Annotated in this window: 19 protein-coding genes; 12 read left to right on the top strand and 7 right to left on the bottom strand. The window is 54.7% G+C overall.

Annotated features, from left to right (window positions below; all coding sequences use genetic code 11):
* The first annotated feature begins 187 nt into the window (after positions 1–187).
* Together GQY55_RS23160 and GQY55_RS23165 are read left to right on the top strand one after the other, a co-directional pair.
* Positions 188–1,099, top strand: a complete 912-nt coding sequence (locus GQY55_RS23160; RefSeq protein ID WP_160044283.1) for an ABC transporter ATP-binding protein — start codon at positions 188–190, stop codon at positions 1,097–1,099.
* Positions 1,092–1,874 (top strand): ABC transporter permease, encoded by a 783-nt coding sequence (locus GQY55_RS23165; RefSeq protein ID WP_160044284.1) that lies wholly within the window; start codon positions 1,092–1,094, stop codon positions 1,872–1,874. Before GQY55_RS23160 ends, GQY55_RS23165 begins: the two co-directional genes overlap by 8 nt.
* 128 nt (positions 1,875–2,002) lie before the next feature.
* Here the strand turns inward: GQY55_RS23165 and GQY55_RS23170 are convergent, their stop codons facing one another.
* Together GQY55_RS23170 and GQY55_RS23175 are read right to left on the bottom strand one after the other, a co-directional pair.
* Positions 2,003–2,422, bottom strand: a complete 420-nt coding sequence (locus GQY55_RS23170) for a bactofilin family protein (RefSeq protein ID WP_236575810.1) — start codon at positions 2,420–2,422, stop codon at positions 2,003–2,005.
* A 13-nt stretch (positions 2,423–2,435) separates the two neighbouring features.
* Entirely contained in the window at positions 2,436–3,446 is a 1,011-nt protein-coding gene (locus GQY55_RS23175) for a M23 family metallopeptidase (RefSeq protein WP_160044286.1), read from the bottom strand.
* A 204-nt stretch (positions 3,447–3,650) separates the two neighbouring features.
* Between GQY55_RS23175 and cls the strand changes: the two genes are divergently transcribed.
* A complete protein-coding gene (gene cls / locus GQY55_RS23180; protein ID WP_160044287.1) occupies positions 3,651–5,081 on the top strand; it encodes a cardiolipin synthase in 1,431 nt (476 codons plus the stop codon).
* Between the two features lie 15 nt (positions 5,082–5,096).
* On the opposite strand, the gene GQY55_RS23185 is transcribed toward cls, so the two are convergent.
* Positions 5,097–5,420, bottom strand: coding sequence for a YnfA family protein (locus GQY55_RS23185; RefSeq protein WP_160044288.1), 324 nt, complete (start codon positions 5,418–5,420; stop codon positions 5,097–5,099).
* A 142-nt stretch (positions 5,421–5,562) separates the two neighbouring features.
* Here GQY55_RS23185 and GQY55_RS23190 point away from each other — a divergent pair, with 142 nt between their 5' ends.
* Positions 5,563–6,486, top strand: a complete 924-nt coding sequence (locus tag GQY55_RS23190) for a YitT family protein (protein WP_160044289.1) — start codon at positions 5,563–5,565, stop codon at positions 6,484–6,486.
* Between the two features lie 22 nt (positions 6,487–6,508).
* Here GQY55_RS23190 and ligD read toward each other — a convergent pair whose 3' ends face one another.
* The 3 genes from ligD to ku all read right to left on the bottom strand — a co-directional run bounded on the left by ligD (position 6,509) and on the right by ku (position 9,527).
* On the bottom strand, positions 6,509–7,411 hold the full coding sequence (gene ligD, locus GQY55_RS23195) for a non-homologous end-joining DNA ligase (protein WP_160044290.1): 903 nt from the start codon (positions 7,409–7,411) through the stop codon (positions 6,509–6,511).
* A 232-nt stretch (positions 7,412–7,643) separates the two neighbouring features.
* Positions 7,644–8,585: an ATP-dependent DNA ligase gene (locus GQY55_RS23200; RefSeq protein ID WP_160044291.1), complete on the bottom strand. Its 942-nt coding sequence runs from the start codon at positions 8,583–8,585 to the stop codon at positions 7,644–7,646.
* A gap of 24 nt (positions 8,586–8,609) precedes the next feature.
* Positions 8,610–9,527, bottom strand: coding sequence for a non-homologous end joining protein Ku (gene ku, locus GQY55_RS23205; protein WP_160044292.1), 918 nt, complete (start codon positions 9,525–9,527; stop codon positions 8,610–8,612).
* 202 nt (positions 9,528–9,729) lie between these two features.
* Between ku and GQY55_RS23210 the strand changes: the two genes are divergently transcribed.
* The 3 genes from GQY55_RS23210 to GQY55_RS23220 all read left to right on the top strand — a co-directional run bounded on the left by GQY55_RS23210 (position 9,730) and on the right by GQY55_RS23220 (position 11,643).
* Positions 9,730–10,023 carry a hypothetical protein gene (locus tag GQY55_RS23210; protein ID WP_160044293.1) on the top strand — a complete coding sequence of 98 codons (294 nt, stop codon included), beginning with the start codon at positions 9,730–9,732 and terminating at the stop codon, positions 10,021–10,023.
* Positions 10,024–10,088: 65 nt separating this feature from the next.
* Positions 10,089–10,271 carry an H-type small acid-soluble spore protein gene (locus GQY55_RS23215; protein WP_160044294.1) on the top strand — a complete coding sequence of 61 codons (183 nt, stop codon included), beginning with the start codon at positions 10,089–10,091 and terminating at the stop codon, positions 10,269–10,271.
* Positions 10,272–10,563: 292 nt separating this feature from the next.
* On the top strand, positions 10,564–11,643 hold the full coding sequence (locus GQY55_RS23220; protein WP_236575811.1) for an alpha/beta hydrolase family protein: 1,080 nt from the start codon (positions 10,564–10,566) through the stop codon (positions 11,641–11,643).
* Between the two features lie 58 nt (positions 11,644–11,701).
* Here GQY55_RS23220 and GQY55_RS23225 read toward each other — a convergent pair whose 3' ends face one another.
* On the bottom strand, positions 11,702–12,244 hold the full coding sequence (locus tag GQY55_RS23225) for a GNAT family N-acetyltransferase (RefSeq protein ID WP_160044295.1): 543 nt from the start codon (positions 12,242–12,244) through the stop codon (positions 11,702–11,704).
* Between the two features lie 272 nt (positions 12,245–12,516).
* On the opposite strand from GQY55_RS23225, the gene GQY55_RS23230 reads away from it, so the two are divergent.
* The 5 genes from GQY55_RS23230 to GQY55_RS23250 all read left to right on the top strand — a co-directional run bounded on the left by GQY55_RS23230 (position 12,517) and on the right by GQY55_RS23250 (position 16,651).
* A complete protein-coding gene (locus GQY55_RS23230) occupies positions 12,517–13,395 on the top strand; it encodes a LysR family transcriptional regulator (protein ID WP_160044296.1) in 879 nt (292 codons plus the stop codon).
* 128 nt (positions 13,396–13,523) lie between these two features.
* Positions 13,524–14,366 (top strand): transporter substrate-binding domain-containing protein, encoded by an 843-nt coding sequence (locus GQY55_RS23235; RefSeq protein WP_160044297.1) that lies wholly within the window; start codon positions 13,524–13,526, stop codon positions 14,364–14,366.
* A gap of 43 nt (positions 14,367–14,409) precedes the next feature.
* Positions 14,410–15,195 (top strand): amino acid ABC transporter permease, encoded by a 786-nt coding sequence (locus GQY55_RS23240; protein WP_160044298.1) that lies wholly within the window; start codon positions 14,410–14,412, stop codon positions 15,193–15,195.
* Positions 15,192–15,902, top strand: a complete 711-nt coding sequence (locus GQY55_RS23245; RefSeq protein ID WP_160044299.1) for an amino acid ABC transporter permease — start codon at positions 15,192–15,194, stop codon at positions 15,900–15,902. The genes GQY55_RS23240 and GQY55_RS23245 overlap by 4 nt, the downstream gene beginning before the upstream one ends.
* Positions 15,899–16,651 carry an amino acid ABC transporter ATP-binding protein gene (locus GQY55_RS23250; RefSeq protein ID WP_160044300.1) on the top strand — a complete coding sequence of 251 codons (753 nt, stop codon included), beginning with the start codon at positions 15,899–15,901 and terminating at the stop codon, positions 16,649–16,651. The genes GQY55_RS23245 and GQY55_RS23250 overlap by 4 nt, the downstream gene beginning before the upstream one ends.
* Positions 16,652–16,663 lie beyond the last annotated feature (12 nt).

Consider the following 16,663-nt stretch of genomic DNA (forward strand, 5'->3'; position numbering starts at 1 on the left):
AGAGTATCGTACCGGCATCGGGCACCATGGTTGTTTTCCGGACCGGATATTACCGGAGTACGATTCCTTTGGGCTGCTGTGAACATTGTCATTGCCAGGGGGAAAAAGAGAATAATTACCAATATATGGGGCATCTGCGTCACGGATGTGTTAAAATGGGGGGATAACCTACGAAGGAGTGAAGCGAATGCAGCTTGAACCGGTAGTTCGGCTGGAGGGGGTAACCAAGCGGGTTTCCTCCAGAACGCTGGTCGAAAACGTTACGCTCGACATTCCGCCCGGCCAGGTATACGGATTTTTGGGACCCAACGGCGCCGGAAAAACGACGACCATTCGGATGATGGTTGGTTTGACCTCCATCAGTCAAGGAGATATCAAAATATGCGGTTACAGCATTAAGGAGCATTTTGAGAAGGCTGTCGCCAATGTGGGAGCCATCGTTGAAAACCCGGAGATGTACAAGTTTTTGTCGGGATACCAAAATTTGCGCCATTTCGCGCGCATGATGAAGGGGATTACCGATGAACGAATCGAAGAGGTGGTCCGTCTCGTCGGCCTCGGCAACCGGATCCACGACAAGGTGCGGACGTATTCGCTGGGGATGCGGCAGCGTTTGGGGGTGGCCCAGGCGATACTGCACCGGCCGAAGCTGCTCATTTTGGACGAGCCTACCAACGGCCTTGACCCGCAAGGAATCCGGGAGCTCCGCGATTATTTGCGCCGCCTGTGCCGGGAGGAGGGGACGACCGTATTCGTCTCCAGCCATCTGCTGTCGGAAATGGAGCTGATGTGCGACAACGTGGCCATCATCCAAAACGGGCGGCTGATCGATGTCAGATCGCTTAAAAACGGCGGCGACAGCGGAGCGGAAGCGGCGGAAACGGGATTTACGGTAGATGACCCGGAGCGGGCGGCAGCGATTCTGCAAGGCGGCACCGTGCAGGGAAGCCTCCTCACCCTGAGGCTGACCCGCGATCAGATTCCCGAGGTGAACGCCCGGCTGGTTCAAGCGGGCATCAAGGTGTACGGCATACAAGCCGTGACCCGGTCGCTGGAAGATCAGTTCCTGGAAATGACGGGAGGCGATCCGATTGGGTAACTTTTTCAGCCTTGTGCGAAACGAAAACATGAAAATTTACCGGCGCGCCCGGACATGGGTCATGCTGGCCATTTTGGCGTTCTGCAACGCGATCCTGCCGATTCTTTTTTACATGGTCGATTCGGGCGGGCAAACCTCGCTTTGGGACAGCGTGATTTTGACCGTTTCGTTTACGTTTTATCTGTGCACGATTTTTTCGGTCATCGTCGCGGCGGATTCGGTCGCAGGGGAATTTTCCTGGGGGACGATCAAGCTGCTGCTGATCCGGCCGTGGAGCCGGTCCAAAATTTTGCTGTCCAAGTACATTTCGGTGATTCTGTTCAGCCTGCTTTGCACGCTGCTGCTTGCCGCGGTCGCGGTTTTGGCTTCAAGCGTCCTGTTCGGAAGCGGCGGGGAAAGCAACCTGATCGCACCGGATAGGAGCGGGCTTGTGTTTACGTTCCAATATCTCCTTTGCGATTACGTCAATTTGTTCATGACGGTGGCGATTGCGTTTATGATTTCGACCGTGTTCCGTGCCGGGGGCCTGTCCATCGGGCTGGCGCTGTTCATCATGTTCGCCAAGGGCATTTTTGCACGCTTGTTCAGCCCGGAACGTTACGAATGGGCGAAATACCTTTTGTTTACGCACATGGACCTTTCGGATTACCTGAAGTCGGATGTGGGACCGGGCGGGGTAACCCTTGGTTTTTCCCTGGCGGTGCTTGCCGCATATTATATTCTCTTTATGGCCGTTTCTTGGTACGTCTTCCACAAAAGGGACGTTGCCGCATAACAATCGAAAAGCCCGGCTTCAGCTGCGTGTGTTCATAAGCACACCCCGCTGCGGCGGGCTTTTTTTAATGATGGAAAATGACGTATAAGTTTCAAGCGTGAGGAGCTGACGCCGCGGCTCCGATGCCTTCAGCCCGCTTCCGACTCCAAAAGGTGTACCTCGCCTGCGCCCGCGGTATCCTGACGCTCGTCCTGCTTGGGTTCCATTTTGCTGGAACCGTTAAGAATTCCGCCTTCGGCGATGACAAGGGAAGCAGCGGCGAGCACGTTGCCGAACATTTGGCCGGTCGAAGTGATCGTCAGCCTGCCTTCCGCTTGCACGTCTCCATACACTTTTCCCGCAATGACGACTTCCCTTGCGCTGATGTCGGACCTGGCCTCGGCATGCTCGCCGACGGTGACGCAGGCGGTGCTTTCGATGACGCCGTTGAATTTCCCTTCGATGCGCACGTTGGCCTGGCAGGCCAGGGCGCCTTCAACCTCGGTGCCTCTCCCGATCAGCGAATCGGTGGGCGCGGTATTTTTTTTGGACGATTTCGATCTGCTCAACATAAAACCCTCCTTAATTGAACTCGGAACTTTCCGGACGGATGTACGGGAGCGGATTGACCGGTCTATCCTGTTTGACGACCTGGAAATGCAGATGGGGGCCGGTACTGCGGCCGGTCGAGCCGAGAAGGGCGATTTTGTCGCCTTTGTCGACCGATTCGCCTTCTTTGACCAGAACTTTGCTGAGGTGCATGTACCAGGTCTGCAGCCCGTTCGGGTGTTCGATCACGACATACCTGCCGCGCGCGCCGCTTTGGTCGGCGGTGGTCACCTTTCCCGCACCCGCCGCGTACACAGGCCCGCCGTTGTCCCCGGCGATGTCGATCCCGGCATGGAAGGCGGCTTTGCCCGTGAAGGGATCGGTCCGGTAGCCGAAGCTCGACGTCATCACACGGGACTCGGTCGGCCATAACGTCGGATTGCCCGCGATCAGCCGCTGCGTTTCCTGTGCCTTTTGCAGCGTATCGGGGACCGTGCTTTCCATCGTTTTCAGCAGCTCCTGAATTTCCTGAAAGTCGTCTTTCGTCTCCTGGGCCAGATCCAGCATCTCATTATCGTGCACGGCAATAAACTCGCCCCCGATATGCTGCGAAGCATCCCAGGACAGGGAAGACGCTTTATCCGCGGAATCGCCCGTAATCATGCCGGTGCCGTGTTTTTCGATAAACTGCTGAAGCTGCTGCTCCAATTCGTCCACGCGCTGCATCTTAAGCTGCATATCTTTGGCCTGCGTCGACAGCTTGATGATTTCGTTTTGCAGCCGTTCGATGGATTGCTCGCGGCTGTTCACCGAGCTTTGAAGCTGGAGGCTCTTTGCGTTTTCCAGGGAGACCTTCTGCTCCAATTGGGAAATGACCTGGGAGGAGTGGGCTTGCAGGGCAAGGATGAGACCGGACAATGAGAGAACTGCGGCGGCGGGCACGGCCATCAACAGCGGCTTGGACAGATGGATCTGCTTCACCGAATGCTGGGCGTCCCGCATGACCAGGAGTGTCATACGTCGGTTGGCGGATGCACTTTTCATGGCAGCTCCTTTCCGTATCGTCATGATACTTGTCTTATAATCTATGTATTCGGGAGAGGCGCCAAACATGTCTAAAATGTCACCTTTTTCCTCTTGCCCGCCCGGCCGCCATGGGGCCGCGTTTTTGAATAAAGAGGGTTCGGTTTGGTCAATGATGGATAAGTAACCGATTCAAGCGCAGGTTTTGGGGAAGGAGGGGGTTCTATGGTATGGTTGCTGCTCGTATTTATCGTTTTTATTTTTCAAATGGCGACGATCCTGCTGCTGGAGTTCCGCAATCCTTCCAAAACGGTTGCCTGGATGTTCATCTTATTTTGCTGCCCGATGATCGGTTTCGTCGTTTATTATTTCGTGGCTCGCGATTACAAAGCCCGCAAACGGCTGCGAACCCGGGGTTCGCAATTGTTCAGGCAAATCCGGGCGTTGATTTGGAGCAGGGCCGTTACGGTTAAAGGTATCGAAGAGATGCATAACCCCGAGTTCCGGCATCAGGAGCGGCTGTTCAATTTGCTGTCACGCCTGTCGGAGAGTCCGATTACGGGCTGCAACAGAAGCCGGGTGCTGACCGATGGCGAAGCAACGTTCGGCGCGATGCTGAAGGCGATGGAAGCCGCCAAAGACCACATCCACATTGAGTTTTATATTTTCAGGCATGATGAGATCGGAACGCGATTCCAGGAGATCATGATCCGGAAAGCGAAGGAAGGCGTCAAAGTGCGGTTCATGTGCGACGGTCTGGGCAGCTGCAAGCTGAAGCGGGAATTCGTGGACAAGCTGAAGGAGGCGGGAGTGGAGTTTTATTTGTTCCTTCCGCCGCTGCTCGCCTTTCTGGACCGGCGCATCAACTACCGGAACCACCGGAAAATCATCGTGGTGGACGGCGTCAAGGGATTCGTGGGCGGCATCAACGTCGGGGACGATTATTTGGGCAAATACCCGAAAATGGGCTATTGGAGGGATACGCATCTGGAGATCGAAGGGGACGCCGTTTATTTTTTGCAAAACGTGTTTTTGAACGACTGGCAGCTGGCTTCCGGGGAGAAAATCGCCGACCCCGCGCTGTTTCCGGAGCATCATTGCGGCGGGGACGAGCAGATCCAAATCGTCAGCAGCGGTCCGGACCAAGCGTGGAACGCCATTCAGGAGTTTTGTTTTACGGCCATTTCCGTTGCGAAAAAAAGAATCTGGATCGCCTCGCCGTATTTCATTCCGGACCCGGGCATTTACGAAGGGCTGAAAACCGCCGCCGTCAGCGGCGTCGATGTGCGGATCATGATTCCGTGGAGAGCCGACTCCAGGCTGGTGCATCTGGCTTCGCTGTCCTACGTGGAGGAGCTGCTGCTCGCAGGCGTCCGTTTTTTTCAATACCAAAAAGGCTTCATCCATGCCAAAGTGCTGATCGTCGACGATTTGCTGGCTTCGGTCGGCACCGCCAATATGGACATGCGCAGCTTTTTTTGCAATTTCGAGCTGACCGCGGCGCTGTATGAGCAGTCGGCCATCGACAGGCTCACGGTTGATTTTGAGAAGGATATGAAGGTATGCCGGGAAATGACGAAAAGGGAGTTTCAGCGCAGACCCTTTCTGCATAAAAAAGCGGAGATGCTGTGCCGCATACTGTCCCCGCTTCTATAATGCCCCATTCGCCTTTCAGGAGCGGGGAGCCCACAGGATAACGGATACGCCGACCAAGCAAAGCGCCGCTCCGATCCAATCGTAGAGATCCGGGGTGTTTTTGTCGATGCCCCAGCCCCAGAGCAGGGCAAGGATGATAAAGACGCCTCCGTATGCGGCATACACGCGCCCGAAGGAAGGGAAGTGCTGCAGCGTCGGAATGATGCCGTACAATATGAGCACGGCCGCGCCGACAAGCCCGTACCACCAAGGTTTGGATTCCCGGATCCAAAGCCATACCAGATAACCTCCGCCGATTTCCGCCAGTCCGGCTGCCAAAAACAAAAATAGTGATCTCATGACAGAAAATCTCCCATTCACGTTAATACTTAGCTTAAAACTATGATATAATATATAAGAAGAATATTCATGAAAAACTCGACGGGGGAGCGTTCGGTTTTATTCATAATCATACCAAATTGATAAGAATCGGGGGAATTCGATGGCTGGAACTTCTAACACCCAAACCGCGGAACACGCCAAAATTCCGCATGGAAAGCAGCAACCGTTAAACGCACCGACTTCTAAACTCAAGGTTTTATCCCGGATCATCGTCATGCTCATCGGGGCCGGGCTGGTCTCGGTCGCGCTTGAAATTTTTCTCGTCAACAACAACATTATCGATGGCGGAATTACCGGCATCTCCATTATGTTGTCCCACCTCTTTCATTTGCCGCTTGGCATCTTTCTGACGTTACTCAATCTTCCTTTCCTGTTTCTCGGTTATAAGCAAATCGGCAAAACCTTTGCGTTTTCAACGCTGGCAGCCGTTCTCGTCATGTCGGTCGGCACCGCTTTGCTTGCGCCCGTCAAGCCGATTACTTTCGATCCGCTGCTTGCCGCCATCTTCGGCGGGGTGATTCTCGGAGCCGGCGTAGGCCTTGTTATCCGTGCAGGGGGTTCGACGGACGGCAGTGAAATCGTCGCGATCCTCCTTAACAAAAAAACGCCGTTTTCCGTCGGCGAGATCATCATGTTCATCAACGTGTTTATTCTGACGAGCGCGGGTTTCGTGTTCGGCTGGAACAACGCCATGTACTCGCTGATCGCCTATTTCATCGCCTTTAAAGTGATTGATATCACCAACGAAGGCATCGACCAATCGAAATCGGTATGGATCATCAGCGACAAATACAAAGAGATTGGCGATGCGCTGACCCAACGCCTCGGCCGCGGCGTAACTTACCTTGAGGGCGAAGGAGCCTACTCCGGGGACAGTAAAAAGGTCATTTTCGTCGTCATTACCCGCCTTGAGGAAGCCAAGCTCAAGTCCATCGTCGGGGATTGGGACCCGGACGCCTTTCTTGCGGTTGGTAATATCCATGACGTTAAGGGCGGCAGGTTCAAGAAAAAAGATATCCATTAGCGGCATTCAGAAGCCCGGAAGTTTATCTTCCGGGCTTTGTTGCGTTCAGATGGCGGAGAACCTGCTCCACCGGCTGCGGCGGAAGGGCGGCGATGAGATCGCCGGTTTCCTGCAGCCGCTCCTCGATGTTCAGCAGGTGGAAATCGAGCGGCGACACGTTGCTGTCGACCTCTTCCCAATAAAGCGGCGTGGATACGGTCGCGCCGGGACGTGCGCGCGGAGTGTACGGAGCGGCAAGCGTTTTGCCGTGATAATGCTGCAAATAATCGAAATAAATTTTGTCTTCGCGGTTTTTTTTCAGCCGCTCCAATGTAAACAAGTCCGGATGTTTTTCCGTGACAAACCGGCCGACGAAATGGCCGATGACCCGGAGCTCGTCGAAAGTGATGCCTTGATTGATCGGCACGATAATTTGGATGCCGGTGGCGCCGGAGGTTTTGGGCACGGAAGCAAGTCCCAGCGAGTTCAGCACTTTGCCGACGATGGAGGCGGCCTCCATAATCCTCGGTTCCTCCTCGAGCGACGGGTCCAGGTCGATCATCCATTCGCAGGGAAGGGCGCTCCCAGCATAATGAAGGGAAGGATGGAATTCCAAGGCGGCCAGGTTGCCAAGCCAGAGCAGCTCGGGCAGCCCGTTCAGCAAAATGTAATGGATGCCGTCCTGCTCGGCTGTTTTTACGAAGTCCGGGAGCGGATCGGGGGCGTTTTTTTGGTAAAAAAATTCGCCGGGAACGCCGTGAGGATAACGGATCGTCGTCAGCAGCCGATTTCGGCAGTAACGCAGCAGATAAGGAGCCAGCGCCGCCAACTTTTGCAAATACATCGCTTTGGTGATGCCCATCTCGGGCCAGAGCGGCTTGTCCGGGTTCGTGATGGGAATGTCATGGCCTTCAATGTTGATGGAGCCTTTAATCGTTCGCGGCATGGGTGTACCTCCGTAAAAAGTTTGTTGCCGGGTGTCCCTTTGAACCGCCCGATTGTTATACGTTTAGAAACCGGCGCCCGGGAAAAGAGGTGTCCTTTGAAACGATGAATGAGGACTGAAATAAGAGAATAGCTTGCGACAAAGGTAAGGCAGCGATTCATGTGGTGTTTTCCACGGAACGTTTTCTCCCTGCGCCATGAAGACGGTATTTCGCCGAAGATTTCATCGCCTCTTACTGATTCAGCCTGCAGTCTTCGGGCGCGGCGTCGACAAAAGCCTGGATGCTCGGCTGCCGCAGCGTTCCGTAAGCCGTCCATTCCAAAAAATTGACTTTGACGACCCACTCGGGGCGGATCCATACCGCCCCTTTGTGGCGTTCCGGCAGGTTGGCAAAGGGGCGCTCTTTCAGCGTCATGCCGGCTGCTTCCTCCGTGATTCTCCGCCAATCCGCTACGCCCAGCTTTCCGGTTCCCGCGTGGCCGATGTAAATCAACCGCCCCTCTTCATCGTAAAGCCCGAGGAGCAGCGCGTTGACGATCCGGTCGCGGTACGTGACGCCCGCAACGACGGCGTTCAGGTCCATAATATTTTTTAGCTTTTGCCACCGCTTGTCTTTGCCGTCGACCGCATACGCGCTGTTTAAGTCTTTGACCACGATGCCTTCGAGCCGGTGCTGGCGCGAGATGTCGCGAAGCAGGGGGAGATCGGCGTAGCTTGGCACCGGCTGGACATGGGGGCCCGGAACCAGCATCTCTTCGAGCAAAGCCTGCCGCTCGCGCAGCGGCTGCGACGTCACCCATTCCCCGTTGCAGTACAAGATGTCAAAGACCATGTACACGATCGGAATTTGCCGAACACGGGCGCGAATCTGCTGCTCCTGGCGAAGGCCGTCCCGTTTCATCACCTGATGAAACGATGGCACGCCGCCCGTCAAAGCGATGATCTCTCCATCCAGAATGACCGATTCCGCTTTGCAGTAAACGGATGTATCCCACAGTTCGGGGTACTGGCGCGTGCGGTTGTTTCCTTTGCGGTTGATCAACTCGGTTTCCTCACCGTCGTTGTATACGAGCATGCGCACGCCGTCCCATTTGATCTGGGCGATCCATTTGTCCCCGGAAGGAAGAACGTCGGTCATGATCGGTTCGAACGGCTTTACCGGGGCGAACTTCATCTTTTTTCCTCCATGTTGTTTCGATTACGATACCGTTTCGTTTTTCTTTGCCGTTTTGCGCCGTTTCGGTTTGGGTCCTTCGGCCCCTGCGGCTTGTTTGTCTTCCGCGGCCGCCGTTTTGGTTTTGGCTTTGGCCGGTTTTTTGGCCTTGCCGGGATCGGTCGGCGTGATGGACGGCTTGGCCGCCTCGATGCTGGCTTGCAGGGCGGCCATCAGGTCGATGACGTTCGTTTCCTGCTTGGCCGGCGCAATCTTGATTTCTTCGCCCGTGACTTTATGCTCGATGAGTTCAAGCAGGCGGGCACGGTAATCATCCGTATATTTTTCCGGATCGAAAGGCGTCGAGAGCTGGTCGATCAGCATTTGGGCCATGCCAAGCTCCTTTTCGTTGACGGTGATGTTTTCAGGCAAATTCGGCACCTGCGTAACAGGTCGGATTTCATCGGGATAAAACATCGTTTCGATCGCTAGGCAGTTCTCAAGCACCCGAATGGCGGCCAAACTGCTTTTGGAACGGATGGAAATTTTGGCGATGCCGATTTTTCCGCTCTGGTGCATCGCTTCCTTCAGCAGCTGATAGGCGTTGCCTCCCGCTTGGTCCGGGGCAAGGTAATACGTTTTTTGAAAATAGATCGGGTCGATTTCGGACAAATCCACAAAGTCCAAAATGGCGATGCTTTTATTCGCCTGCTCGGCGATTTGTTCCAGCTCGTCCTTTTCGAACAAAACGAATTTGCCTTTTTCGTATTCGTAGCCTTTGGAAATTTCCTCCCACTCCACCTCTTTTTCGCAGACCGGACATTTGCGGACATAGGACAGCGGGCTGCCGCATTCCTTATGCACGTACCTCATCGAAATGTCCTTGTCTTCCGTCGCCGAAAACATTTTGACGGGTACGTGAACCAGTCCGAAGCTGATGGCTCCTTTCCAAACCGTATGCATGATCGTCACCTCTCCTTTATTATTTCATTCCATGGTTGTGCAGCGTTCTTCGTTCCTTATAGTATGGGTATTTTTAGCCGAATCTATGACATCGCGGATGAAAGAAAAGAAGAAGTTTTAACCGTAAATTACATGCTTTTTCATGAACGGGGCATAATAAGGGGAGCGCAATCCATTTTTACGTTTCAGGAGGCAGCAAATAATGCATGAACATGAGGATGAGTCCCGGCGCCGCGATTCGGCGGCTACCGGCCGTTACGACGAAGAGTCCCGCAAATTGGAGTCGGCCAGCTATACGCAAAGCAGCAATGACGCGGATTGGGAACGGATGACGTCGAAGGATCCGGAGGTAACCCATGAAACCCACATGTTCGACATCGACCGCATGGTGAACGAGGGCCTCGGCGGCGGCAATATTACGGCGGATAACGGGTATATCGGCGACAGCACGACCGATGCGATGGTTCCCGAGGTCCGTTCCGACGAAGACGCATAAGCACGTTTTTCCTATTGGCATGGGCATGGATTTCAATTTCAATCATCGAAAGGATGGAACGAAAAATGGACGTCAAGCGTGCCATGGAAATTTACACCGACAAAGAGCACACGTTCGAAGTGAAGCTGGAAGGACAGCCGGTATGGATTGAAAACGTCGACGAGGTAAACGGCATGGCGACGGTGCAGGTCGGAGCCCGCCCGACCAACACGCAAACCGTTAAAGTGGAGCGTTTGCAGGAAAGTTAAAGGCAGGAAGCAAAGAAGCCCGAGTGTCCCTTGAGCAGGGAATTCGGGTTCTTTTGCGTGCAAAATGGCGGCGGGAGCTTTACGGTTCGTTTCAGGCTTTTGATAGGATCGGCTTCAATTTCATAGTTTAACAGATGCCGGCGAAGGATTGGTCATTGATCCGGCCAAAAGCTTCTGATAAAATCTACCCGATTAAAGCCTTAAAGCAAGCCGAAAACTTCGATGAGCGGGCATCAGGGATACGAGAGGCTGGATAAGAGACTTAGGTTCCGGAAAGGTGCTGAAGCTGATGATGTCTGGAAACGATATACCGAAGGTTCAGAGCAATGAAGGCGACGCCGGCAGATGGAACCTGGATCCATATTTGAATCGGCTGGCCGAAGAGGCGGGAGCCGACATGGCCTTTCGTCCGGGAGCGGATTGGCCGAGCTGGAGGGAAGGGCTGAAAGAGCGGGTCACTTCTCTTTTGGGCGGTTTTCCCGAGCGCGCTGCGCTGGAGCCTGTCGTGTTGGAACGGACGGTGCTTGCCGACCATATTCGCGAGCGGATTGAAATCACGACTTATGAAGGGCTGCGCATGCCGATCTACGTGCTGCTTCCACTGGATGCAGAATCCAACCCTAGGCCTGTCGTCATGGCCTTGCACGGCCACGGCTACGGCAGCCGGGAAATCGTCGGCCTGGAACCGGACGGCGCGGAACGGAGCGGGCCGCCGGGCTTGCACAAGGATTTTGCGCTGGAGCTTGCAAGACGCGGGTTCGTGGTCGCGGCCCCGGAGCTTCTCGGCTTTGGCGACCGCAGGCTGGCGGAGGATCTGGAGGGCGACCCGAAAAAAAGCTCCTGCCATCTTCTTGCCCTGCATCTGCTGATGTCCGGCCGGACGCTTGCCGGGTATCGCGTGTATGAAACGATGCGGGCGATCGATTACATGCAGACAAGGACGGAAGCAGATCCGGATCGGATCGGGTGCATGGGCATATCCGGGGGAGGTCTCGTCGCTTCGTTTGCGTCCGCATTGGATGAGCGGATCGGGGCTGCGGTCGTGAGCGGATACGCCAATACGTTCGAGGACAGCATTTTGACCCGAAGCCACTGCATCGACAATTACGTCCCCGGCATCATGCGGGAGGCGCGGATGGCCGACGTGATCGGCTTGATTGCGCCGAGGGCGCTCCTGCTGGAAGCGGGAAGCGAAGACCGCGTGTTCCCGCTCGAGGGAGCGAAACGCGCTTACGCTGCGCTTCAACAAATTTATGAAGCGGCCGGGGCCAAGGATCGGCTGGAAGCGGACTTTTTTGCCGGAGGGCATGAAATTAGCGGCCGCATCGCCTATGAATGGCTTGCGCGGCAGCTTGGAAACGCCGAAAAGTAATCGTCGGTTAAAGGAGATGCCGTCATCGCCGGGCGGTCATCTCCTTTTTCTCGTTGCCCTATACCACTCGATCGAGCAAGGAGGTCGAATGCAAGTCGAGCCGGTAGCCTTTCACGAGCGTCTCCCCGTTCCGAATATCCGTTTCGTAAGCCCGTTTAAAACCCAAGCGCTCATACAGCTGAATGGCGGAAGCCATCATGTCCGAGGTATGCAAATGAAGGGCCGAAGCGTCAAGCAAAACCGCTCTGTGCGCGGCTTCACGAATGAGGAGCGTGGCGATCCCGCGTCCGCGGTAAGCGGGCGAAACGGCCAACAGCCGAATGATCGGCGACTCAATGCCCAATTCGGGTTTGCCGTAGGCTGCCTCCGAAGATAAAAACAATTGCGCGCTGCCGACGATTTCGCCGTCAAGCACGGCAACGAGCCGGGCATACGGACCGTTTCCGTAAACGGAGTTTCGGATCGAATCCCGGTATTCCTCCCAGCGGGGCTGCGGAAGATCGAAGGCGTATTGCTGGTAAGCTTCGAGCATGACCTGCGCGATTTTTTTTCGCTCCGATTCCTTTGCGTCGCGGATGATGATTTCTGGTGCTGCCGTCATAAGAATCACTCCTCTTCTTCTTTTTTCTCTAATTTGTTGACCAGTATAACGCTAAAATCCGAGTAAACATATATGAAATAACAAATTTCAATGTTCTTATTAAAAAAATCAATGGTACGGGTTGGGGTGAAGTTTCGATGTTCAACCTTCATATAAGGATTGACAATAAAATTCCAACTCCCTAAGATAAGAATAATTTATGGAAATGCTGCTGTTGTAAAACCATGTAAGTTTATGTGAATAATAAGTATTTGCATTTGGAGGTGGACTTTTTGAATATCGAAAATATCGAAGCCTTTGTCTACATCAATCACTACGGCAGTTTCAACAAGGCGGCGGACGTCCTTTTTTTGTCGCAGCCTACCGTGACCGCACGGATTCAGTCGCTGGAGCGCGAGCTGGACTGCAAGCTTTTTGACCGGTTCGGAAAACAGATCCATCTCACGGATAAAGGCAAGCAGTTTCTCCCCTACGCCCAGCAAATCCTTCAGACGTATCAAAAAGGCAAACACCAACTCCACTCCAAACGGATCGTGCCCAATGAATTGCGGATCGGGTGCACCGTGTCGGTATCCAATTACTTGATGCCGTATCTGTTAACGCAGCTGAGCGAAAGGTTTGCGGACATCAAATTCAAAATAACGACGGCCACGACGGATGAGCTTGCCGGCAAGCTGTCTTCGGGAGAGCTGGATTTGGCCTTTGTGCGCAAGCTGATGAATCCCGCCTTTCAGTCCTATTCCTTTTTCGAGGACCCGATCCGTTTGTACGTCTATAAGGAACACCCGCTTGCGACAGCAGGAAGGGCATCGATCCGGGACATCCGGCATGAAAAGCTGATCTTTTTCGAATGCGGCTCGCTTGACTGGCTGCGGATCCACCGCGTGTTCGAAAGCTTGGAGCAGCCCCCGGGCATCGTGTATCAGGTCGACAATTCCGAAACGGCCAAGAAGCTTGTGCTGCGCAGGGCCGGAATTTGCTTCCTGCCCGGGCTGTGCGTTCAGCAGGAGGTCGAAGCCGGGCTGCTCGTGCCCGTGGACATTACCGAAACGGCCGGAATCGCCTTGCAAACGAACCTGATCACGTTAACCGGCGAGCATACGGAATTTGCGGAAGCGCTTCTGGAATGGGGCGGTCGCCCATCGGATTAAGGATTTGCATCGTTGAATAGAAAAACTCTATTAGACGCGTGCGGCAAATCGCGGTAAAGTTAGTGTCAACCAATTCATACTAAACAGATTGGAATTCATTAAATTAGATGGAAAAAGGGGATGAGATCATGCGAAAAACATGGACATTGGCCGCTTTGCTGCTGCTTGCGGGGGTGATGGCCGGTTGCGGGAACGGTGCCGGGAAAACGGCGGATCCGGCGAAAGAAGGCACCGCCAACGCCTCCTCGGGGTCGGTCAAAAAAATCGTCGTCGGCACCGGGACGAATTTTCCGAAAGTGTGCTTTATCGACGAAAACGGCAAGCTGACCGGCTTTGACGTCGAACTGGTCAGGGAAATCGATAAGCGATTGCCGCAATACGAGTTCGAACTGCAAACCCAGGAATTCGCCAACCTCCTCCTCAGCCTGGAGACGAAAAAAATAGATTTTGTCGCGCACGAGATGGAAAAAAATCCGGAGCGCGAACAAAAATATCTGTTCAACAAAGAGCCTTACGCCCACTGGAGAAACAAAATCCTCGTAGCCAAGGACAATGACTCCATCCATTCGCTGGACGATTTGAAAGGCAAGAAAGTGCTGACCGGGGCGACAAGCGCCGAGGCGCAAATTTTAGAAAACTACAACAAGAAAAACAACAACGCGATCAACATCGTGTATCAAAGCGGAGCCGCGCGGGATTCGGTGAGCCAGATCACCAGCGGACGCGTCGAAGCCACGATCGGCGCCGATTTCTCGCTGCCGCTGATCGACCCGCAGGGCAAGCTGAAGACGACCGGGGACGATTTGTCCGAAGCCGACATTCTTTTCGTATTCCGCAAGGATGATCCGGAGTCGCAGAAGCTGGCCGACGACATTGACGGCGCCATCAAGGAATTGAAGACGGACGGCACGTTAGGCAAACTCAGCAAGCAGTGGCTGGGCGACGACTTTACGGCCGATTCCAAGCAATAAGCCACGCAGCGAATCGAACAAATCGTAAGGGAGGAGGGGACTCATGGGAGCGCCGTTTGATTACACGTATATTTTCGGGTATTTTCCAAAGCTGCTGTCGACGCTGGGCATCACCCTGCTGATCGTGGCAGGTTCGCTTCTGGCGGGGATCGTCGTCTCGTTTCTCATCGCCCTTCCCCGCCTGTACCGGATTCCGGTGCTGAACGGCCTCGCCAGGGTATACGTCTCCTTTTTCCGCGGGACGCCGATCTTGATCCAGCTGTTCCTGTTTTATTACGGCCTTCCCGAAATGCTGAAGCTGGTTCATATCGACATGTCCAAAGCTCCGGTGCTCGTATTCGTCATTTTGACTTACGGCCTTCATACCGGCGCATTTATGTCCGAAACGATCCGGGCTTCGGTGACGGCGGTGGACCGGGGACAGGTGGAGGCGGCGTATGCCGTCGGGATGAAGGGGTATCAGGCGTTCAGCCGGATCGTGCTGCCGCAGGCGCTGGCGATTGCGGTTCCGGTGTTTTCGAACCTTGTCATCGCACTGCTCAAGGACACGTCGCTGGCGTTCACTTTGGGCGTGATGGAAATGACGGGCAAAGCGGAGACGCTGGGCGCGCTGACGCAGCATTTTGTCGAAGCCTACATTTCGCTCGCACTGATTTATCTGGCCGTCAGCCTGACGCTGGAGAAGCTGCTGCGGATCGCGGAGCGCCGTTTGCTGCGGCATGAGCTGCCCGATCCTGCGGGGCAAAGACGGTTCCGGCTGCAAAGGAAACGCGGTTACCGGCGGCTGATCGCCGACATCGGTTCGGGCAAAGGAGGAGCGGAAGCATGAAAATCGATCCTTCATTCATTTGGACGGCTTTTACCCAACTGCTGCCGTCGATTCCCACGACGCTGGCGATTACGGCCGTATCCGTTTCATGCGGGTTTATTATCGGCCTGATCGCCGCGCTGCTTCGGATCTACAAAATCCCCGTCCTGGGGCAAATCGCATCCGGTTACGTGACCTTTATCCGGGGAACCCCGATGCTCACCCATCTGCTGCTGATCTATTTCGGGCTGCCGATGCTGCTGGACGCCGTGTCCGTGCGGTTCGGGTGGGGATTCAAATCCACCTCCATCCCGATGATCGGCTTTGCTTTCATTTCCTTTTCGATTACGGCGGGGGCCTACATGTCGGAAGTGATCCGCTCCGGACTGCTTGCCGTGAGCCGGGGGCAATTGGAAGCGGCCTACTCGATCGGGATGACGACGCCGCAGGCGCTGCGGCGGATCATCTTTCCGCAAGCCCTTGGGGCGAGCCTGCCGAATTTGTCCAATTCGGTCATCGGGATGCTGCACGGCTCCACGCTTGCTTTTGCCGTATCCGTGGTGGAAATCAACGCGAAGGCGCAAATCGTCGCATCGACCAATTGGAAGTTTTTCGAGGCGTATTTGGCGGCGGCCGTCATCTTCTGGGGACTGACGCTTTTGATCGAAAGGCTGACCGCGGTCATCGAGAAACGGATCAATCTATACAATCGGGGGGGAGTAGCATGATTAAGCTGGCCCATATCGCCAAGTCTTTCGGGCGCCATCAGGTGTTGAAGGACATCAATCTGACCGTGCAAAAAGGCGAGGTGGTCGTCATTCTCGGCCCCAGCGGCTCCGGGAAAACGACGCTCCTGCGCTGCGTGAACGCGCTGGAGAAGCCAAATGACGGCGAGATCAAGATCGGCGATTACACCTTCGACTGCAAGCGTGCCGGCAAAAAAGACGTCTATCGGCTCCGCCAAAAATCGGCGATGGTGTTTCAGCAATACAATCTGTTCAAACATAAAACCGCGCTGGAAAACGTGATGGAAGGCCTTGTCATCGTCAAAAAGCTGCCGAAAGAAGAAGCGAAAGCCCGCAGCATCGCGGTGTTGGAAAAGGTAGGGCTCGGCGGCAAGCTGGATGCTTATCCGAGCCAGCTTTCCGGGGGACAACAGCAGCGCGTGGGGATCGCCCGGGCGCTGGCGCTCGAACCCGAAGTCATCCTGTTCGACGAACCGACATCGGCGCTCGATCCGGAGCTTGTCGGCGAAGTGCTGGCGGTCATCCGGAAAATTGCAAAGGAAGGCATCACGATGATCGTCGTCACGCACGAGATGGGGTTTGCCAGGGACGTGGCGAATCACGTGGTGTTTATGGACGGGGGCGTCATCGTCGAGGAGGGCACCCCGTCGGAGCTTTTCAACCATCCCCAAGAGGAGCGGACGAAACAATTCCTTAAACGGATCACTCCGGAATTGAACTATAGCATTTAGGAGGACAAAACA

The sequence above is a fragment of the Paenibacillus sp. USDA918EY genome (genome assembly GCF_009870825.1).
Taxonomy (GTDB): Bacteria; Bacillota; Bacilli; order Paenibacillales; family Paenibacillaceae; genus Paenibacillus_AQ; species Paenibacillus_AQ albilobatus.

Excerpts from the sequence above, each read along its gene's own strand:
- GQY55_RS23225 (WP_160044295.1), bottom strand. The coding sequence starts at position 12,244 with ATGACGGCAGCACCAGAAATCATCATCCGCGACGCAAAGGAATCGGAG.
- GQY55_RS23200 (WP_160044291.1), bottom strand. The coding sequence starts at position 8,585 with ATGAAGTTCGCCCCGGTAAAGCCGTTCGAACCGATCATGACCGACGTT.
- GQY55_RS23245 (WP_160044299.1), top strand. The coding sequence starts at position 15,192 with ATGAAAATCGATCCTTCATTCATTTGGACGGCTTTTACCCAACTGCTG.
- GQY55_RS23250 (WP_160044300.1), top strand. The coding sequence starts at position 15,899 with ATGATTAAGCTGGCCCATATCGCCAAGTCTTTCGGGCGCCATCAGGTG.
- GQY55_RS23175 (WP_160044286.1), bottom strand. The coding sequence starts at position 3,446 with ATGAAAAGTGCATCCGCCAACCGACGTATGACACTCCTGGTCATGCGG.
- ligD (WP_160044290.1), bottom strand. The coding sequence starts at position 7,411 with ATGCCGCGAACGATTAAAGGCTCCATCAACATTGAAGGCCATGACATT.
- GQY55_RS23190 (WP_160044289.1), top strand. The coding sequence starts at position 5,563 with ATGGCTGGAACTTCTAACACCCAAACCGCGGAACACGCCAAAATTCCG.
- GQY55_RS23240 (WP_160044298.1), top strand. The coding sequence starts at position 14,410 with ATGGGAGCGCCGTTTGATTACACGTATATTTTCGGGTATTTTCCAAAG.
- GQY55_RS23210 (WP_160044293.1), top strand. The coding sequence starts at position 9,730 with ATGCATGAACATGAGGATGAGTCCCGGCGCCGCGATTCGGCGGCTACC.
- GQY55_RS23215 (WP_160044294.1), top strand. The coding sequence starts at position 10,089 with ATGGACGTCAAGCGTGCCATGGAAATTTACACCGACAAAGAGCACACG.
- cls (WP_160044287.1), top strand. The coding sequence starts at position 3,651 with ATGGTATGGTTGCTGCTCGTATTTATCGTTTTTATTTTTCAAATGGCG.
- ku (WP_160044292.1), bottom strand. The coding sequence starts at position 9,527 with ATGCATACGGTTTGGAAAGGAGCCATCAGCTTCGGACTGGTTCACGTA.
- GQY55_RS23235 (WP_160044297.1), top strand. The coding sequence starts at position 13,524 with ATGCGAAAAACATGGACATTGGCCGCTTTGCTGCTGCTTGCGGGGGTG.
- GQY55_RS23160 (WP_160044283.1), top strand. The coding sequence starts at position 188 with ATGCAGCTTGAACCGGTAGTTCGGCTGGAGGGGGTAACCAAGCGGGTT.
- GQY55_RS23220 (WP_236575811.1), top strand. The coding sequence starts at position 10,564 with ATGTCTGGAAACGATATACCGAAGGTTCAGAGCAATGAAGGCGACGCC.
- GQY55_RS23185 (WP_160044288.1), bottom strand. The coding sequence starts at position 5,420 with ATGAGATCACTATTTTTGTTTTTGGCAGCCGGACTGGCGGAAATCGGC.